We start from the raw sequence: 17,803 nt of genomic DNA, 5'->3' as shown, positions 1-17,803 counted from the left end.
TCGGCAAGGCCGGGTGCCAGACGGCCCCGGCCTTGACCGCGATCAAGAAAAGACCCGGGAGGCTTTTTAATGGAAGCGCTACTAAAACTGAGTGACGGCATTGATGCCCTTGTTTCCCGTATCGGGAAATGGGCCGCCCTGCTCGCAGTTCCGCTGATGCTGACGATCATGTATGACGTGATCCAGCGCAAATTTGGCGGCCAGGGATCCATCAAATTGCAGGAACTGGAATGGCATCTCCATACCGGCCTGTTTATGCTGTGTTTCGGTTTTGCCTATATCCGCGATGCGCATGTCCGTATCGAACTCATCCGTGACAATCTGCGTCCGCGCACACGCGCCATCATCGAAATGATCGGGGCGATCATCTGCATTCTGCCGTTTTGCGCACTGGTGCTTTATTTCGGTTTTGATTTTGTTCTTCGCTCTTACGAAACTCACGAAGTTTCGGCCGCAACCACCGGCCTTACGCATCGCTGGATCATCAAATCAACCATCCCCGTCGGCTTCGGCCTTCTCGCCATGGCCGGTCTTTCGGTCTTCCTGAAATGCTATGTCTTTGTGTTCGGACCAAGCAACCTGCGCAATCGCGCCGGTTATTACGTCGGCACACATCATGCTGATCTTGGCGACGCTGCCGCCAAGCTCGAAGACTGATCGCGGAACGGGGATAATTCCAAATGGAAAACTTCTATATCGAAGACTGGTTTCCGCTGATCATGTTTGCCTCGCTGGGCATTCTGGTCTTTTCGGGGCTGCCGGTCGCATTTGTCATTTCGGGCATCGGGATCGCCTTTGGCTTCCTTGGCATGGCCTATGACGTCTTTTCATTCGTTGAATTCTTCAACATCGTATCGCGCATCTGGGGTGGCATCGCCGAAAACATGGTGATGGTTGCCGTGCCGATGTTCATCTATATGGGCACGATGCTGGAAAAAAGCGGTGTTGCCGAAGACCTGCTTGAATGTCTTAACGTGCTGATGCGCAAGGTTCCCGGCGGTCTGGCGCTGTCGGTTACCCTGATGGGCACGATCATGGCTGCCACCACCGGCATTATCGGTGCGTCGGTCGTGATGATGACCCTGCTGGCCCTGCCGGTCATGATGCGCCGCAATTACGATCCGTCGCTTGCGACCGGGACGATTGCGGCATCGGGTACGCTTGGCATTCTGATCCCGCCAAGCATCATGCTGGTTCTGATGTCTGACCTGATGTCGGTTTCTGTTGGCAACCTGTTTCTGGCGGCCATCATTCCGGGCCTTCTGCTGGCATCGCTCTATACCATCTACATCTTTGTCCGCTGCCAGCTCCAGCCCCATCTTGCCCCGCCGCTGCCCGACGCCGAAGCGGTGCATGGCACTGACATGGTGCGCATGATGCTGCGCAGCTTCATCCCGCCGGTTTTTCTGATTGTGCTGGTTCTGGGCTCGATCTTTGCCGGTTTTGCCACCCCGACCGAAGCCGCAGGTGTTGGCGCGCTTGGTGCCACTTTCCTGGCACTGGTCAAGGGCCGTCTGAAATGGGATGTGCTTAAAGACGTCTGTGAACGGTCGGCCCTGACCGGGGCGATGCTGTTCTTCCTGTTTGCCGGTGCGACGGTCTTTTCCTATGTGTTCCGGTCACTGGGCGGGGATGATCTGGTCATTGATCTGGTTGACAGTGCGGGCCTTGGGGCATGGGGCGTTCTGTTCCTGCTGATGCTGATTGTCTTTGTGCTTGGCTTCTTCTTCGACTGGGTGGAAATCACCCTGATCGTTTTGCCGATCTTCGCACCGGTCATTGCGCAGCTTGATTTCGGCGACCATCTTTCCGTCGCCGGGGTCGGACCAACCGAAACACAGGTTCTGACATGGTTTGCCGTCATGGTTGCGGTGAACCTGCAAACCAGCTTCCTGACACCGCCATTCGGGTTTGCCCTGTTCTATCTCAAGGGTGTCGCGCCAAAATCGATCTCTATCCAGCAGATTTACAAGGGTATCATTCCCTTTGTGATCCTGCAGGTGATCGGGCTGTTGCTGGTGATGTATTTCCCGGAACTGGCACTTTGGATGCCCAATACCCTACTTGAATAGGGGGCCTGCCCCTGACACATCAAAGGCGCCGTGCAAACGGCGCCTTTTTTGTTTCCGCCACCTGCGGCACAAAGAAAAACCGCCCCTGAAAGGGCGGCTGTAATCTTTAATGTCCAAAGGGATGCCGGACTATTGCTGCGGCAGGTTCCGCTCGCTTGGCAATTGCAGCATGCGGCCCATCAGATAATCGACATCATCTGAATCGAATTCGACACCAAGATCACCATACTGGGTCAGAACCCGTTCAATCATCCGGCGTGAATACCGTTCCCGGTCGCGTTCCCCGCCATCCAGGTCGGTTTCACGTGCCACTTCCACCGCCGCCCGGACCCCCGGGAAGAAATGGGCTGGCATTTCGGCCTTGTTATAAATCGCTTCAAGCCCGAACGGGCCGCTGTCATGGATCAGAATGCGGGTATTTATCAGCGATACCCCGGCACGACGCGCAAGGGCGGCCTCGAAAAAGGCAACATCCCCCATGCAAAGCGCACGCAGGATCAATCCGCTGGTCAGACGATTGTTGGTATGAAGATGTTCGACCAGCAATTCGACATCGCGTTCTTCCGCGCCATCGCCCAGAAGCCCGATGGTGGCACTTTCCTGCGACTGGGTCATGACCGCGTTGACAATCCCCTCGGGGATATGGCCGCGCGCAATCAGTTCCGATCGCATCCGGTCCGACACCAGCGTCACCAGCCGTTCGGCAATCGTGATCGGCAGATGGTTGCGTTCGATCATCGGTTTCTGGATGCGTTCATTCTCGCCGAACTCGTCGACAACCTTTTGCAATGACCGTTCGCTGATCTGCGCACCGTCATTTGAAATCAGATCGACCATGACGTCTTCGTGGCCGATATCAACAAGGGTCGCGGAAACGATTTCCGACACATGCGGGCGCGATGCGATGGCACGCTGCTTTTCAACGCTGTCGGTATTGTCACCGATGATGTCGACCAGATCGTCATCATTCAGGACTTCGGAAAATTTCAGGATCGGCAGGGCCACGTCATCCACATCGCGCGCCAAAGTCGCAGCGACATCATGGGGCACCAGCGGGGTCTGCTTCAGGTTCTTGGCCAATGCCTTGCGCACGCGCACCTCGGCATCGCGCACCATCAGGCGAAAGATGTCTTCGGCAAGGACACGTTCGCTGTCGCTCAGGCTTTCGGCAGAAAATTCACGGCTGATCTTGTCGGCCGTTTCGGCACGATTCTTCCCGGAAGGGTCCTGGATCAGGTTGTTAAGATCTTCTTTGGTTATACGCGGCAATGGAGCTCTCCCGGCACGCTAAGCAATCGGCTGCCAACCATTCGTATATCTTTATACACCGTAGGGCCGATTGACTAAACGCAAATTATTCAGTTCCTGCATGTGGTAAATGTCGTGTCGAATTCGGGAAACTCAACAGTAAGCCCATCTTTTTTAACGAAAAGCGAATTTTTGCTCCTGTTTGTGTTTTTCGGTTCACTTGGGAACCAACCAACGACAGAATGCAGTGGGGACCCTATCACTGCAGACCAAGAGAGGCCCGCAATATGAAATTGACCAAAACACTTACCATTGCCGCCACAATGGCCGTGCTTGGCATGGCACCAGCAATGGCCGGTGACGCTGCAAACGGTGAAAAGGTATTCAAGAAATGCGCTGCCTGCCACAGCGTGGAACCCGGCCAGAACAAGGTCGGCCCGTCGCTGGCCGGTTCATTCGGCGCACAATGTGGCCATGTCGCCGATTACAAATACGGCAAGGGCTATCAGGCAGCTTGTGACAAAGGTTTCACCATCGATGAAGCCTTCCTCGTCGACTACCTTCAGGACCCGTCCGAAAAGCTCAGCGAAATCGCGGGCTCCAAGGAACGTTCGAAGATGACCTTCAAGCTGAAAAAAGAAGACGAGATTGCCGATGTCATCGAATATCTGAAAGCGCACTAAGCCCTTTCGATATCCGGTACCGGAATAAAAAACGGCCAGTGCATCCGCATTGGCCGTTTTCATTTATCAGAACGATATTACGCCGCGGCACGACGCCGACCGAGTTCCTCGGTAATCGCGCGGATCTGTTCCTCGACCCGGATATCGATGGTCGATGTCACTTCCAGATCACGATCTTCGTAAACGTCGCGATCAGGATATTTTTCATGCCATTCACGGATCGCCACATCGCGCAGCCGGATCAGCTGTTCGATCTGCGGCCGGTACAAAAAGATGATCCCCGATATCCAGCGGTTGACCGGCCAGGAGGGCTGCGCATGATCAATGATGAAGTTTTCCAGCATATTGACCACGGTTTCACCATCATACCAGACCTCGCCGGTGACCCAGCGGTTGGTGGTAAACAGGCGTTGGGCAAAACCGTATTCATCCATCGATACCGCAACCAGATGCGAAAGCGCGTCATTCGGACCTTCGGGATAGTCAAATCCTTCGATCGGTAACGGTTTGGACCCGGCAGGCATGCCGCGCGGGCGCAGGAACGTATGGAAATGTCCATGCTCGTTCCAGTCTCGCTGCTCGTCCTTGGGGTGGGCATGATAATAGAACTGGGCGTGCGAATTGCGATCATAGACATCCCCTTCGGGATAATGCGACCATTCGTAAAATGTGCCACCCGTCTTGATCAGTTCGCCGACAATATTGTCGCCCGTCACCGTCAAAACCCGGTGGCATTCCATAACATCGCGCCCCGCGGCCAGCATCCGTTCAAGCCGTCCTGTCGGAAGCGATGTCCAGTCAATTGCAATCTCGGTCATTCCAACACCAGTAACCTTGCGATGAGAACCCTATCCGCAACGGCAGAAATAACCCGTCCCTGACCATGACGGCCAATTAATCCCGTTCAAGAATTAGTGATTCTGTCGCAATGTGCAAGCATGCTTCACAGCAGGTGCTATTCGTACATCAACCGGAAACCAATCAGAATATGCTGCATATGTTCCGGTCTGCCATGGCGCGCCGCCGGGCGACAGACACCGCAGCCACGGTCATCCCAGGATCCGCCCTTAACAATGCGGTATCCGGCCTGCGAACTGGTGGCGGTCCATTCAAACACCTGCCCCGCCCCGTCATACAATCCATAGGGGCCCGGTTCAAACTGCCCGACCGGCACGGTATCGAACGGGCCGCGATCGGCACTGTTTAACTGCAACGGATCATAGATATTGCCCCACGGATAAAAAATGCCATCCGGGCCACGAACCGCCTTTTCCCAGTAAATCTCTTCGGGCAGCCGCCATTTCATGCCGGTCTTTTCGCTCAGCCATCTGGCATAATCCTGCGCATCGCGCCATGACACCAGAACAACCGGATGGTTTCCCTTGCCGCGTGGTGGTTCGCCGTTTTTCCATGCAAACGGGCGTGTCGCATCGTACCCGTAAATCAGCCCAAGACTTTCCCAATCCTCTTCGCTGATATCAGGCGCATCACGCCCCGTATCGCGGATAAAGGCGGCATACTGGTCATTGGTGACCGCTGTTTTCATGATGAAATAGTCGGGCAGATAGATACGCCATTTATCGACTTCCACATCGTACCAGCGATTGCGGCGGCTGACATCATGGCCATAGACCTGTTCGTCGATCTGATAGGCATATTGCCGCTCGACCCCGTCCGACCCCTGAAAGAACCAACCGGCCGGAATTTCCGCCACATCGGGCATGGGTACGTCCGCGGACTGCGCCAATCCCGAACCGGGCAACGATATTGCGGCCAGAACGGCTGCAAAAAGCCCCCCGAACATGTGACTGTATTGTTTTTTCATTGTCTGTTCCGGTCTCCGTGACGGCTGTTCTCACGGTTTATTCAACCGCGCGCCATGCTCCGCTACCTGCATCCCTGATTTCTTAAATGTGGAAAATCTATCGGTTTTTCAATCGTTTTGATACCAAAGCATAAAAAATGAAACATAAATTGCACGCAGTCCGTTCAACCCGAAGCATCTTTTGACCGCTTCTCTCACACGGTTCTCTCACACAACAGTGAAACCATGTGACGTTTCGGGCCAATCGATTTGGCGCATATTGGCCTCCGTCGGACGACAAACATTCAAGCGTCCGGGCAATCGTATCGAAATGAACGCTTAATCAGTGAGGCAATCCATGTCCAAAAAATCCAGCATCTTCTCCCAGACGGCTCTGATCCCCGCGATTGCCGTTGGCGCCGGCCTTGCAATGGCAGCCCCGATGGCACAGGCAGCCCCGCTTCCGACCCCGACCGCAGAAGTCGCGACCTGTACTGCCAATCCGTGTGCGGCAAATCCTTGCGCTGCCAACCCGTGTGCCGCAAATCCCTGTGCTGCGAAAAAGGTTGTCAATCCTTGCAGCCCGTGTGCTGCCAACCCGTGCGCAGCTTCCAATCCTTGTGCGGCAAATCCGTGTGCGGCAAATCCCTGCGCTGCCAAATAACCGATCCGGTATGTCGGCCTGACATGCAAAAGGGGCAGTGCGATCCGCACTGCCCCTTTTTTATCTGTCTGACAGGGTTGATCGCAATCAGTCGCGAACAACCATCACCGAACAATCGGCATGACGTACAACGCGCGCGGCGTTCGGTCCCAAAAGGTAATCCTTCAATTCCGGGCGATGCGCCCCGATGACGATCAGATCGCAATTGGTCTTTTTCGCCATTTTCAGGATCACTTCATAAACCGTTCCCTGGCCCACGATATGCTGGACCTTAAGGTCGGACGGAATATGTTCGGACACGAACTGATGCAGCCTTTCGTTATAGGCATCGAGAACCTTTTTCTCGTAACCCTTCGGAAAGAACTGCCCGACCATCGACATCCCGACCGTGGGAACCACGGTCAGGACATGAAGGCGCGCGTTGAATGCCTGGGCTTGCTTGATGGCGACCGGAATGGCTTTTTTCCATGACGAGTCATGATCAAGATCCACTGTAACCAGAATATCCTTATACATGGACTTGGCCCTCCTTAGGCCGCTTCGGCACGACGGCGACGGCGTTGCAACACGATGATCCCGCCCAGCACGATGAATGCCGGGATAAAGAACACCTCTTTGGGCATGCGGTCGGCTTCGATCTTGATCGCGGTGATTTCAAAATCGAAATCAAGTCCCGCTTTCTCGGCCGGGCCACCAAACACCAGATCATCGATAAAGACCTTGCCGTCTTCGGTGCGAACCGCAATGCCCGCATTGTAAAGACGATCTTCACCCGATGCTTCCGGCCCCAATGGCAACATCACCGATTTGGTGACTTCATCGCCTTCCAGGTTAATGCCCTCGACATCCAGAAGAATGCTGGTATTGGCGGGCATATCGGCCGCCTTTTCAACAATCTCGGTTGCGGGCAGGTTTTCATAGGGCGGCTCCAGCAGATCAAGCCAGAAACCCGGACGGAACAGGGTAAAGGCAATCAGCAGAAGTGCCGCACTTTCCCACAGTTTTGACCGGGTAAAGAAATACCCCATCGTCCCTGCGGCAAAGACCAGCATCGCAATGGTCGAAACGACAATCACCATCACCACATCAAGCGGATGATCAAGCCCGATCATCAGAAGCTGGGTGTTGAACAGGAACAGGAACGGCAGGGCAGCCGTCCGCATGCTGTAAAAGAATGCGACGAAGCCGGTCTTCATCGGATCGGCCCCTGAAACCGCAGCCGCGGCAAAGGATGCCAGACCGACCGGCGGCGTCACATCGGCCATAATGCCGAAATAGAACACGAACAGATGTACCGCAATCAGCGGCACGATCAGACCGTTCGCAGCCCCAAGTTCGACAATCACCGGTGCCATCAGGCTCGACACGACGATATAGTTCGCCGTCGTCGGCAGCCCCATGCCAAGGATCAGGCTGATGATAGCGGTAAAGATCAGGATCAGCATCAGATTGCCGCCCGAAATCAGTTCCACGAATTCAACCATCACCTGACCGATCCCGGTCAGCGACACCGTGCCCACGATGATACCGGCAGCCGCGGTCGCAACGCCGATCCCGATCATGTTACGTGCACCGGTGGCAAAACCGTCAATCACATCGGCAATGCCTTCCTTTACGCTTGCCATATAATCCGGCTGCTTGCGGAAGAACGCCTTGACCGGACGCTGGGTCAGCATGATGAACAGCATCAGAACAGTCGCCCAGAAGGCCGACAATCCGGGTGATTTCAGTTCAATCATCAGGAACCAGACCAGCACCACGACCGGCAGCAGATAATGCAGGCCGGACTTGGCGGTTTCGCCCAGCGCCGGAAGCTCCAGCACCGGTTTGTTAGGATCATCCAGTTCAAGATCGGGATATTTCGCCGCATAATAAAGACCGGCGAAATAGATCGCAGCACATTCGACCGCGACAACCCAGCCAACCGCGTTACCGAATATCTGTTTCTGGAAATTGATCGCGTAGTAAATCACACCCGCAAGAATAACCAGCGACAGCACGAACAGAAGCGAACGGATCAGCACTTGCTGCACGGTCGATGTCTGACGTTTCGGCAGGCCCTTCATATTGGCCTTAAGCGCCTCGAGATGGACGATATAGATCAGCGCGATATAGGAAATCGTCGCCGGCAGGAAGGCATGCTTGATGACTTCCGGGTAGGGAATGCCGACATATTCCACCATCAAAAAGGCCGCAGCCCCCATGACCGGGGGCATGATCTGACCATTGACCGAGGATGCGACTTCCACCGCACCGGCCTTCTCGCCAGAAAAACCGACACGTTTCATAAGCGGAATGGTGAAGGTTCCGGTCGTCACCACGTTGGCAATCGATGAACCGGAAATAAGCCCGGTCATTGCCGATGCCAGAACGGCTGCCTTTGCCGGGCCGCCGCGCATGTGACCAAGGGCGGCAAACGCCACCTTGATGAAATAGTTGCCTGCCCCGGCTTTATCGAGCAACGAGCCAAACAGCACAAACAGGAACACGAAGCTGGTCGAAACGCCAAGCGCAATCCCGAACACGCCTTCGGTCGTGATCCACTGATGCGACATCGCCTTGGAGAAACTCGCCCCGGCCCACTGTAAAACATCGGGCACCCATGGCGCATTGCCAAAGAAAACATAGGCAAGGAACACCATCGCCACAATCATGAGGGGCGGGCCAAGCGCGCGCCGCGTTGCTTCAAGCAACAGCACCAGACCGGCACCGGCCACCACAAGGTCCTGCGTAATCGGCAAGCCCGGACGCGATGACAGCTCGCGATAGAAAATATAGATATAAAGGGCACAGAACGCCCCGGCGGCTGCCAGAACCCAGTCAAGAACCGGGATATAGCTTCGCGGCGAATTCTTGAAGGCCGGATAGGCCAGAAACGCCAGGAACACGGCGAATGCCAGATGGATCGACCGTGCTTCGGTCGAGTTGAAAACACCAAAACTGAAAATGTAGGGCAGTGGTGATGCCAGCCAAAGCTGGAACAGCGACCATGCCACGGCGACATACAGCAAAATGCGTGCTGTCATGCCGGTAGGCTGACGCGCGCCGGTATCATTTTCCGCGATAAGATCCTGAAGATCCTGGTCCGATGGACCCTGTGTCGCGCTTTTATCGTCGGTCATTGCAAACTCCCGGTCTGAACGCGGTTTCTGTTTCGGGCGGCCCAAACCGATAGCCCAGAAACAAAAAACCTCCGTCGACACTTACCCGGTCGCCCACGGAACATTTCGGCACATCATTGTGTGCCACTTTGACAGAATTTTATGATGCCCTCGGGGGCGCAAGAAAAATGAAACGGGAGGCACGCCGTGCCCCCCGTTTCAGCCCGTCTTACATCAGGCCAGCTTCTTTGTAGTATTTGACAGCGCCGTCATGCAGCGGTGCCGAAAGGCCGTCTTTGACCATTTCTTCTTTGACGAGGTTTTCAAATGCCGGGTGCAGCTTTTTGAAGTCGTCGAAGTTTTCAAAGACTGCTTTGACAACGTTGTAAACGATGTCTGCATCGGTTGCGGTCGAGGATACGAAGGTCGCGCCGACACCGAAGGTCTGAACGTCGTCCGGGTTACCGCGATACATGCCGCCCGGAATGGTGGCCACACGGTAATACGGGTTGTCGGCAACCAGTTTCTCGATTTCCGGACCGGCAACTTCAACCAGAACCGAATCACAGGCAGTCGTGGCTTCCTGGATCGAACCGGACGGGTGACCGACGGTATAGATCATCGCGTCGATCTTGTTATCGCAAAGTGCCTGGGACTGTTCGGCCGGCTTCAGTTCGGATGCCAGTGCGAAATCGTCAAGGGTCCAGCCCTTGGCATTCATCACGATGTCCATGGTGTCGCGCTGACCCGAACCCGGGTTACCGATATTGACACGTTTGCCTTTGAGGTCATCAAAGGTTTTGATGCCGGCATCTGCACGGGCAACAACGGTGAACGGCTCCGGATGGATCGAGAAGACGGCACGAAGGTCTTCGAACGGACCGACTTCCTTGAATGCTTTTTCACCATGCAGGGCATAGTACTGGATATCAGACTGGGCAACGCCCAGATCCAGTTCGCCCGAACGGATGGTGTTGATGTTGTACGACGAACCACCGGTAGACTCGACCGAGCAGCGAATGCCGTGCTCTTTACGGTCTTTGTTGACCAGACGGCAGATCGCGCCACCGGTCGGATAGTAAACGCCCGTCACGCCACCGGTACCGATGGTGATAAAACGGTTTTCCTGTGCCGATGCCTGTCCGGCGAACAGCGACGCACCTGCCAAGGTGGCAATGGCACCCGCTACAGCGATAAGTTTCTTCATCAGGATTAGCTCCCTTTACACCCTGTTATAGAGTTTTCAACCGTACCGTTAAGATACAGCAGAAAAACATGGAAACATCAGATAAATCAGATGTTTCGGCGATGGGATTATAATGACGAGCCCCAAGAATTGAAACCCTATAACCCCGAAACCCCCTGATACTTTTACAAAAGTATCCAGTCTGTTTTCATTGGCGTGCCGCAGGCTACCACTGCGGTTGCATGATCTTTCGCGCCTGATCGCCGGTCGCAACACTACGACCCATGAGATGCGCACCTTCGCGCGCCTGAACGATCAAAGCAGCATTATCGACCGCACGGGAACGGTCAACCAAAAGATGATTATTTTCGAACCCAATACGCGCATGCCCACCCAATCCGGCAGCCGTCAGCGCACAGGCATTTTCATGCGCCCCGAATGCGCACAACATCCATTCCGACACGAAGGGCGATGTCCCAAGATACGGCAAAAGGTCCTTGGGATCGGACACCTGCCCTGTGGTGTAACGGCCCAGAACATAAAGCACCGGCAGCTTTTCACCGGGAATGACTCCATCATGGACAAGTTGGTTGAAGCGGGTCACGTCCTCTGGGGCATACAGGATGAATTGCGGCAGGATATTTGCCTCGCGCATGAAGGCAAAGAAATCGCGCAGTTCGTTCAGGTCGGCATTTTCCGGCGCAATTTCGCGAACCGCGATTGAAACGGCTTCGGGCACAAGCCCGCGAATCATCGCCATCTGGTCCTGCGCGCTATACATGCCGACCGCCTCGCTCGTGACCTGAAGCAGCATGTCATCCCCGACACTGGCCCTGACCTCGGTCAGCATTTCACGATAACGTCCCACATCAATGCTGTGCTTCTGATCGTCATCACGCACATGCAGATGCATCATTGCCGCCCCGGCGGCCTTGCAGTTGGCGGCTTCCTTGGCCAGTTCGACCGGGGTTATCGGAATATTGGGCAGATCTGCCTTGGTCTTGCGGGCACCATTCGGGGCCGATGCGATCAGAAACGGGGTATCGCCATACGACATTACGAAAGTCCCTCGGCGGCAAAGACATCATTCATCGCCAATTCAAACAGATCGACAATCTTCGCAACATCATCCTCGGTCACGATAAAGGGTGGCGCAAACAGCACATGGTCGCCCCGCACGCCATCAATCGTGCCGCCCATCGGATAGGCCATCAATCCGCGGGCAAAGGCCGCCTTCTTGATTTTGGCGTTGATCTTGCGCGACGGATCAAACGGGTCCTTGGTTTCGCGATCCGCGACCAGTTCGACACCGCGGAACAGTCCCCGGCCCCGAATGTCGCCGACAAACGGGTGCTGCCCGAACCGTTCGCGCAGCCCATCGGCCAGCAATTCGCCCTGCTTGACGACATTGGCCAGAAGGTCGCGTTCGCGAATGGTCCGCTGGGTTGCAAGTGCCGCCGCACAGGCGGTTGCATGCCCCTGATAGGTATGGCCGTGCTGGAAGAAACCCGATCCATTGGCAATCGCATCATCGATTTTCTTCGACACCAGGATCGCGCCAATCGGCTGATATCCGGCACCAAGCCCCTTGGCGATGGTCTGCAAATCACCGGCAACACCTTCCTGTTCAATCGCATGCAGGGTGCCGGTTCGCCCCATGCCGCACATGACCTCGTCAAGGATCAGCAATACACCATACTGATCGCAAATCTCGCGGATGCGTTTGAAATATCCCGGCACCGGTGCCAGCGCACCGGATGTTGCACCAACCACCGGTTCGGCAACAAAGGCGGCAACGCTATCTGCCCCCAGTTCAAGGATCGCGGTTTCAAGTTCGTTGGCGACCCGCAAACCATATGCCTCGTCACTTTCGTCCGGCAACTGGTCGCGATACTGATAACAGGGCGCGATATGGCTTGCCGTGATCAGCAGGGGCTCGAACTGTTTGCGACGCCACATATTGCCGCCAACCGAAAGCGCGCCCAGCGTATTGCCGTGATAGGACTGGCGACGCGCAATCACGTATTTCCGGTCCGGCTGCCCGATTTCCAGAAAATACTGCCGCGCCATTTTAAGGGCGGCCTCGGTTGCCTCGGACCCGCCCGAAACGAAATATGCCTTGGCAATGCCGTTGGGGGCATGGGTGACAAGGTCTTCGGCCAGTTCTTCCATCGCATCGGACGAGAAAAAGCCCGAATGCGCATAGGCAATCTGATCAATCTGGGCATGCATGGCGGCACGCACCGCCGGATCGGAATGGCCAAGGCACGAAACCGCAGCACCCCCGCAGGCATCAAGATAACTTTTGCCGTTCTGATCAAAAATATAAATGCCTTCGCCCCGCACCGCGCGCGGCGGGGTCGCCACACTGCTGCGATGGAGGACATAGGTTTCGGGTTTGCTGTGGGGCTGTGTCATGATCTGGAATTCCGTGTGGGATCGGCTTCGTCATAATAGGTGTCAAAAGCCGCAAGTTGTTCTTCTGCTGCGGCAATCCGTTGCAGTGCCTTTTGCCCGCCGCGCGCGACCAGAAGCGCGACAAGCGCCTGCATGACCGAAACACTGGCGGTAAAACTTTGAAAGAAGGACGGCGATCTGTCGGACACGGCCAGCTTGATCACCGCATCCATTGCAATCGGCGCCACATCTGAATCGCAGACCGCAATCACCGGGCAATGCTGATTGTGCGCAAACTCGACCGCGCGCACCGTATCGCGGATATAGGGCCGTGCGCCCACCGCAATCAGGATGTCGCGCCGGCCAATGCCCCGCAACTGATCGCCAAATGCGCCCGAACGACCGTCCACAAGAACGACATTGTCGTTAAACAGACGATAGGCATAGGCAAACTGATAGGCCGCCGGATAGGCCGCCCCGCGTCCGACAACAAATACCTGACGGGCGCGCGCAATATGTTCGCAGGCATCCTTCATGCGTTCACACATTTCCGGGCCGAATGCCTGACCGATATTGGCAATTTCGGCCTGCGCGATGTCTTCAAGCAGATGCGTATCACGATGGATATCGGCTTCGCTGTTCTGCAACGCACGGGCCCGGTACGCGTAACTTGCCGGAAGGTCAAGCAACCGGTTCTGGTAACTGTCACGGAACTGCTGCCATGTATCGACCCCGATGGCCGCCATCAGGCGTGTGACCGTGCTGGGCGGGACATTCGCCGCCCGCGCAAGCGCGCGCATCGATCGCAGGGCAACATCATTGGGATGATCAAGGATATGGCGCGCCGCCTTCTGCATCTGCGGGCTCAGCGTTGCATAGTCCGAAATCAGCTTTTCGCGCAAATCGGTGTAAACACCCATTTTCCTGCGTTCCTGTGGTCAATTGATCGAAAAACTACGCCACAGCAGCCCAGATTTTACAACAAATGTTTCATATTAATATTTTCATGAAACATTTGTTTCGCGAACTGTTTCATCAATAAAACGGTATTGCGTGCCGGGATTGGTAAAAAACATGGACTTATAAGAAAAAAATGTAACAATACCGGCTTCGCGGATGAAACGCTCCCGTTTCATATAAGGATACAAAACTATACCCGCGATACGGGACTGGGCACCGAATCGATAAGGTGGCCAATGAATAATCAGCTGATCGATGCACTGGCGCAGACAACTGCGGGCATCGCCCTTTTTGACGGCAATGAACGAATTATCTATGCGAACCCCGCATGGGAACAGCTGATTACCGGCGTCGCCGAAGAAGACCTGCTGTTTTCCGAGACCGAGCTTGCCGATGGCGGGATGATTTCCGTCTGCTTTGTCAAACCGCAGGCAAAGCTCACCCACCCGATTGAGCTCCCCGCATCGGCCAATGATTCCAAAATCGGTACCGTCATCATCGCCGATGACAGCGAAAGCAACCGCATGGTCGCACGCCGCATCCTGCAGGCCGAAGGATACGGCATTGTCGAGGCCACCAACGGCCAGACGGTTCTGAACATGCTGCGCCGTGGGGTTACTGCCGATCTGATCCTGATGGATGTCGAAATGCCCGATATGGATGGCCTGCATACAACGCGCCGCATCCGTCACATGCAGGGCCCGGTCGCCCAGACCCCGATCATCGCCCTTTCCGCCCACCAGTCGCGCGACTGGAACGTGATTGCGCGTCAGTCCGGCGTGGACGAATTCATCAACAAGCCGATCCAGCGGACCAAGCTTCTTGATACCATTCGCGACCTCATCAGCCGATCCCCGGACGGTGCGACGCCAACCGCGCGACTTTCACCGCCGCCCGTGCTGCGTTCCAAGGGCGCGCGCCTCAGCCGCCCGGAACGGCTTGACCCGCCAGCAAGCCCGGTTCTTGATATCCGCACGCTGGAACAGCTTTATGCCGATGCCGGGGACGAAGGGGCGTCTTGCGGCATTGATCTTTTCATCAATGAAACCCAGACCCGTCTGGTCAAGATCGATAACGCCCTTTCCAGCGACGATCTCGCAACCGTGCGCGACGAGGTCCATGTGCTTAAAAGCACATCGGGCACCTTTGGCCTGCGCCAGCTTTCCGACCTTTGCGAAACGACGCAGAATTTCTTTGAAGAAGACGATATCGACGAAGGCCGCATCCTCGCTCTGTCACGCCAGGTCGTGCAACTCGCACCGACGGCCCTGACAGCACTTAACCTTTATCGCCGTTCACGCGGCTGGGGAAATCCGCAAAGAACCCAATAACCTGCCTTCACGACGACACTCGCCACCCCGGCCACACCTCTTACAGAGGCCGAGGTTAAGCTTAAGGCAGAGGCAGAATTAAGGACTGAGCCCCAAGCCGAATCCCAAGCCCAAATCAAATGCACGATTTTCACATCGCTGCCTCGGGCAACGTTTCTGCTTGAACAGCCGCCTTTATCGATCCATCCACGCTGCCTTTTGCATACTTGATCTCTGCCCTGCGATCCGTTGCAAGATGTGTCTGCCAAATCCGCCAGACAAGTAACGCCCAAAGGCCAAGCGCCATATCCTGCTCGCCATGCCGTGTTGCGCTGCGCCAGTAATCCTGCCGCGTACGATCCATTATTGGCAGATCGGCAAACAGCATCTCGATAATCCGGGCCTCGCGCCCCCACAAAAGGCCACCAAGTTTTGCCAGCCAGTCCGATACTGGCGGATTGAACCCGACTTTAGCTGCGCTCAGGTAACCATCCGGCATCATCGGCGCAATGGCCGCACGCAACAGCGACTTCGCCCCGCCACGCAGATGCCCCTGTGCGGCAACACGCCCGGCAATTGCCATCACCTCATGACCAAGTAACGGCACCCGGTATTCCAGCCCGTACGCCATGCCGCATCTATCCGACATGGCAAGTTGATTGCCCGGCAAGGTCACCAGCCGGTCAAACGCCATCATCCGGTCGCACAAATCACCGTCCGGCAAATCCTCGGGTACCACTAACCGCGCGCCCAATTCCGCCAATCCGCAACGATCATTCCAGTATTGAAACGCCCTTTGTGCGTCCCCCTGCCCGCCCCGAACAAACCGCGCACCCCCGCGCGGCAGCAACCGGGCAATATTGCCTGCCATCTTGCGTCGGATAAAATCCGGAACAGACTGCCACGCGCCGAACATCGCAGCCGCCCGATAGCGCGGATAACCGCCAAACAGCTCATCCCCGCCATCCCCGGCCAGGCAGATCGGCACATGCCTTGATACCACCGCACTCAATGCCTGCATCAAAACAACCGACGGATTGCCAAAGGGCGACCCAAAAGCCCGCAGGCCATCATTCAGATGCGCCAGAATTTCCTCTGGTCTGTCAGGTGCCGCAACAATGTGCAACTCCATACCCAGATGCTTTGCCAATTGCTGTGCCCGCGGCGTTTCATCCATCTCGGCACTGTCAAATTGCATGACAAATCCCGGCGGCGGCTTTTGCCCGCGTTCGCGCGCAACGTCTGATGCCATCGCCGCAATCGCCCCGCTATCCATCCCACCGGACAAAAGCGTCCCGACTTCGCGATCCGCATCCATCGCATCCGCCACCGACTGGCGAATGGCCCGGCGCAAGTCGGAAACTGTGTTGTCACCAGCAGCTCGGTGGCGAACGGCTGGCCGGATCATCCGGCTATCAATCTTGCCATCCTGCCAGCAAATCAGCTCTCCCGGCCTTAACTGCCGGATATCGGCAAAGCCGGTCGCCAGTGCAGGCACAAACAGATGGGCAAGATAATGCGGAAAAACATTCTGGTCCGGCATGGCCGGTACGATGCAACGAAGGGCTGCGAACTCGGACCCAAACGCCACATTCCCGCTGCCATATTCGGAAAAATAAAGCGGCTTTATCCCGACCGGATCACGCCCCAGCCAAAGTTGCCGCAAGACGCAATCCCAAAGCGCAAAGGCATACTGCCCTGAAAGATCGGCAAGCGCTTTGGCAGGATCACCACCATCACGCAGGGCATTACCAAGAACCGTCAGAAACAGCGCCGCATCACTGTCACATTCAACCTGCTGTCCTTGGTCACGCAGTCCAGAAATCAGCCGCCGATGCCCCGCGATATAACCATTAAAAGCAAAGACAAACCGACCATCGGGTGAAATCAGGGGCTGGTTTGCCGCCATCCCCGGATCGGTTGTGATCAGCCGACGCACGCCAAGCGTTACAGCACCCGCGCGATCAGACCAGCACCCTTCATCATCAGGTCCCCGATGGGTAAGCGCACGAAGGGCAACAGACACACGATCCCGGTCCTCAACCGTCGTCGTCCCCGCCAAGCCGCACATCAGATATCTTCCGGAATATTTTGGGTATCTGGACTTTCAGCCAGCCGCCCCTGCAAATCCGCCAGTACATATAACCGCAGGGCACTTGAAAGGTTGCCGTCGCGGCCTTCGTCAACCTCGGCCACCAGTTCGGCAATGGCCATGTCGCGCCGTGTGGCGATGCCCTGAAGTTCGAACCAGAACGCATCTTCAAGCGAGAAACTCGTCCGGTGTCCGGCAATTGTCACAGATCTTTTGCGAACGTCGCTACTCATCGGCCTGTATATCTTCCCAATCCTCGGCAACTCGATCATCATGCCGGTGGCGT

15 protein-coding genes are annotated in these 17,803 nt (G+C 55.9%); 4 read left to right on the top strand and 11 right to left on the bottom strand.

Annotated elements, in window-relative coordinates:
• Nucleotides 1-69: 69 nt before the first annotated feature.
• Both AUP42_RS19605 and AUP42_RS19600 read left to right on the top strand, forming a co-directional pair.
• Nucleotides 70-657, top strand: a complete 588-nt coding sequence (locus AUP42_RS19605; RefSeq protein ID WP_062953293.1) for a TRAP transporter small permease subunit — start codon at nucleotides 70-72, stop codon at nucleotides 655-657.
• Between the two features lie 23 nt (nucleotides 658-680).
• Nucleotides 681-2,072 carry a TRAP transporter large permease gene (locus tag AUP42_RS19600; protein ID WP_062953292.1) on the top strand — a complete coding sequence of 464 codons (1,392 nt, stop codon included), beginning with the start codon at nucleotides 681-683 and terminating at the stop codon, nucleotides 2,070-2,072.
• A 129-nt stretch (nucleotides 2,073-2,201) separates the two neighbouring features.
• Here the strand turns inward: AUP42_RS19600 and AUP42_RS19595 are convergent, their stop codons facing one another.
• Nucleotides 2,202-3,341, bottom strand: coding sequence for a DUF2336 domain-containing protein (locus AUP42_RS19595; RefSeq protein WP_062953291.1), 1,140 nt, complete (start codon nucleotides 3,339-3,341; stop codon nucleotides 2,202-2,204).
• Between the two features lie 266 nt (nucleotides 3,342-3,607).
• Between AUP42_RS19595 and AUP42_RS19590 the strand changes: the two genes are divergently transcribed.
• Nucleotides 3,608-4,003 (top strand): c-type cytochrome, encoded by a 396-nt coding sequence (locus tag AUP42_RS19590; RefSeq protein ID WP_062953290.1) that lies wholly within the window; start codon nucleotides 3,608-3,610, stop codon nucleotides 4,001-4,003.
• A gap of 77 nt (nucleotides 4,004-4,080) precedes the next feature.
• Here the strand turns inward: AUP42_RS19590 and AUP42_RS19585 are convergent, their stop codons facing one another.
• The 8 genes from AUP42_RS19585 to AUP42_RS19545 all read right to left on the bottom strand — a co-directional run bounded on the left by AUP42_RS19585 (nucleotide 4,081) and on the right by AUP42_RS19545 (nucleotide 14,075).
• Nucleotides 4,081-4,821 (bottom strand): DUF6969 family protein, encoded by a 741-nt coding sequence (locus tag AUP42_RS19585; RefSeq protein ID WP_062953289.1) that lies wholly within the window; start codon nucleotides 4,819-4,821, stop codon nucleotides 4,081-4,083.
• Nucleotides 4,822-4,958: 137 nt separating this feature from the next.
• The gene (locus AUP42_RS19580) at nucleotides 4,959-5,828 is read right to left on the bottom strand and encodes a formylglycine-generating enzyme family protein (RefSeq protein ID WP_062953288.1); all 870 of its coding nucleotides are present in this window, start codon (nucleotides 5,826-5,828) and stop codon (nucleotides 4,959-4,961) included.
• A 730-nt stretch (nucleotides 5,829-6,558) separates the two neighbouring features.
• Nucleotides 6,559-6,987, bottom strand: a complete 429-nt coding sequence (locus AUP42_RS19570; RefSeq protein ID WP_062953286.1) for a universal stress protein — start codon at nucleotides 6,985-6,987, stop codon at nucleotides 6,559-6,561.
• A gap of 14 nt (nucleotides 6,988-7,001) precedes the next feature.
• Entirely contained in the window at nucleotides 7,002-9,593 is a 2,592-nt protein-coding gene (locus AUP42_RS19565) for a TRAP transporter permease (protein ID WP_062953285.1), read from the bottom strand.
• 208 nt (nucleotides 9,594-9,801) lie between these two features.
• Nucleotides 9,802-10,779 carry a TAXI family TRAP transporter solute-binding subunit gene (locus AUP42_RS19560; protein WP_062953284.1) on the bottom strand — a complete coding sequence of 326 codons (978 nt, stop codon included), beginning with the start codon at nucleotides 10,777-10,779 and terminating at the stop codon, nucleotides 9,802-9,804.
• A 205-nt stretch (nucleotides 10,780-10,984) separates the two neighbouring features.
• On the bottom strand, nucleotides 10,985-11,815 hold the full coding sequence (locus AUP42_RS19555; protein ID WP_062953283.1) for a 3-keto-5-aminohexanoate cleavage protein: 831 nt from the start codon (nucleotides 11,813-11,815) through the stop codon (nucleotides 10,985-10,987).
• Nucleotides 11,815-13,176 (bottom strand): aspartate aminotransferase family protein, encoded by a 1,362-nt coding sequence (locus tag AUP42_RS19550; RefSeq protein WP_062953282.1) that lies wholly within the window; start codon nucleotides 13,174-13,176, stop codon nucleotides 11,815-11,817. Before AUP42_RS19550 ends, AUP42_RS19555 begins: the two co-directional genes overlap by 1 nt.
• Complete coding sequence (locus tag AUP42_RS19545; RefSeq protein ID WP_062953281.1) at nucleotides 13,173-14,075, bottom strand: MurR/RpiR family transcriptional regulator; 903 nt, start codon at nucleotides 14,073-14,075, stop codon at nucleotides 13,173-13,175. Before AUP42_RS19545 ends, AUP42_RS19550 begins: the two co-directional genes overlap by 4 nt.
• Before the next feature lie 276 nt (nucleotides 14,076-14,351).
• On the opposite strand from AUP42_RS19545, the gene AUP42_RS19540 reads away from it, so the two are divergent.
• Nucleotides 14,352-15,446, top strand: coding sequence for a response regulator (locus AUP42_RS19540; protein WP_062953280.1), 1,095 nt, complete (start codon nucleotides 14,352-14,354; stop codon nucleotides 15,444-15,446).
• 130 nt (nucleotides 15,447-15,576) lie between these two features.
• Here AUP42_RS19540 and asnB read toward each other — a convergent pair whose 3' ends face one another.
• Nucleotides 15,577-17,496: an asparagine synthase (glutamine-hydrolyzing) gene (gene asnB / locus AUP42_RS19535; protein ID WP_062953279.1), complete on the bottom strand. Its 1,920-nt coding sequence runs from the start codon at nucleotides 17,494-17,496 to the stop codon at nucleotides 15,577-15,579.
• Nucleotides 17,496-17,750 (bottom strand): ribbon-helix-helix domain-containing protein, encoded by a 255-nt coding sequence (locus AUP42_RS19530; protein WP_062953278.1) that lies wholly within the window; start codon nucleotides 17,748-17,750, stop codon nucleotides 17,496-17,498. The genes asnB and AUP42_RS19530 overlap by 1 nt, the downstream gene beginning before the upstream one ends.
• Between the last annotated feature and the right edge of the window lie 53 nt (nucleotides 17,751-17,803).

This window comes from Thalassospira lucentensis (assembly GCF_001613805.1).
Taxonomy (GTDB): Bacteria; Pseudomonadota; Alphaproteobacteria; order Rhodospirillales; family Thalassospiraceae; genus Thalassospira; species Thalassospira lucentensis_A.
Note: the sequence above shows the minus strand (reverse complement) of the source record. Positions and strands in the feature narration are given on the sequence as shown.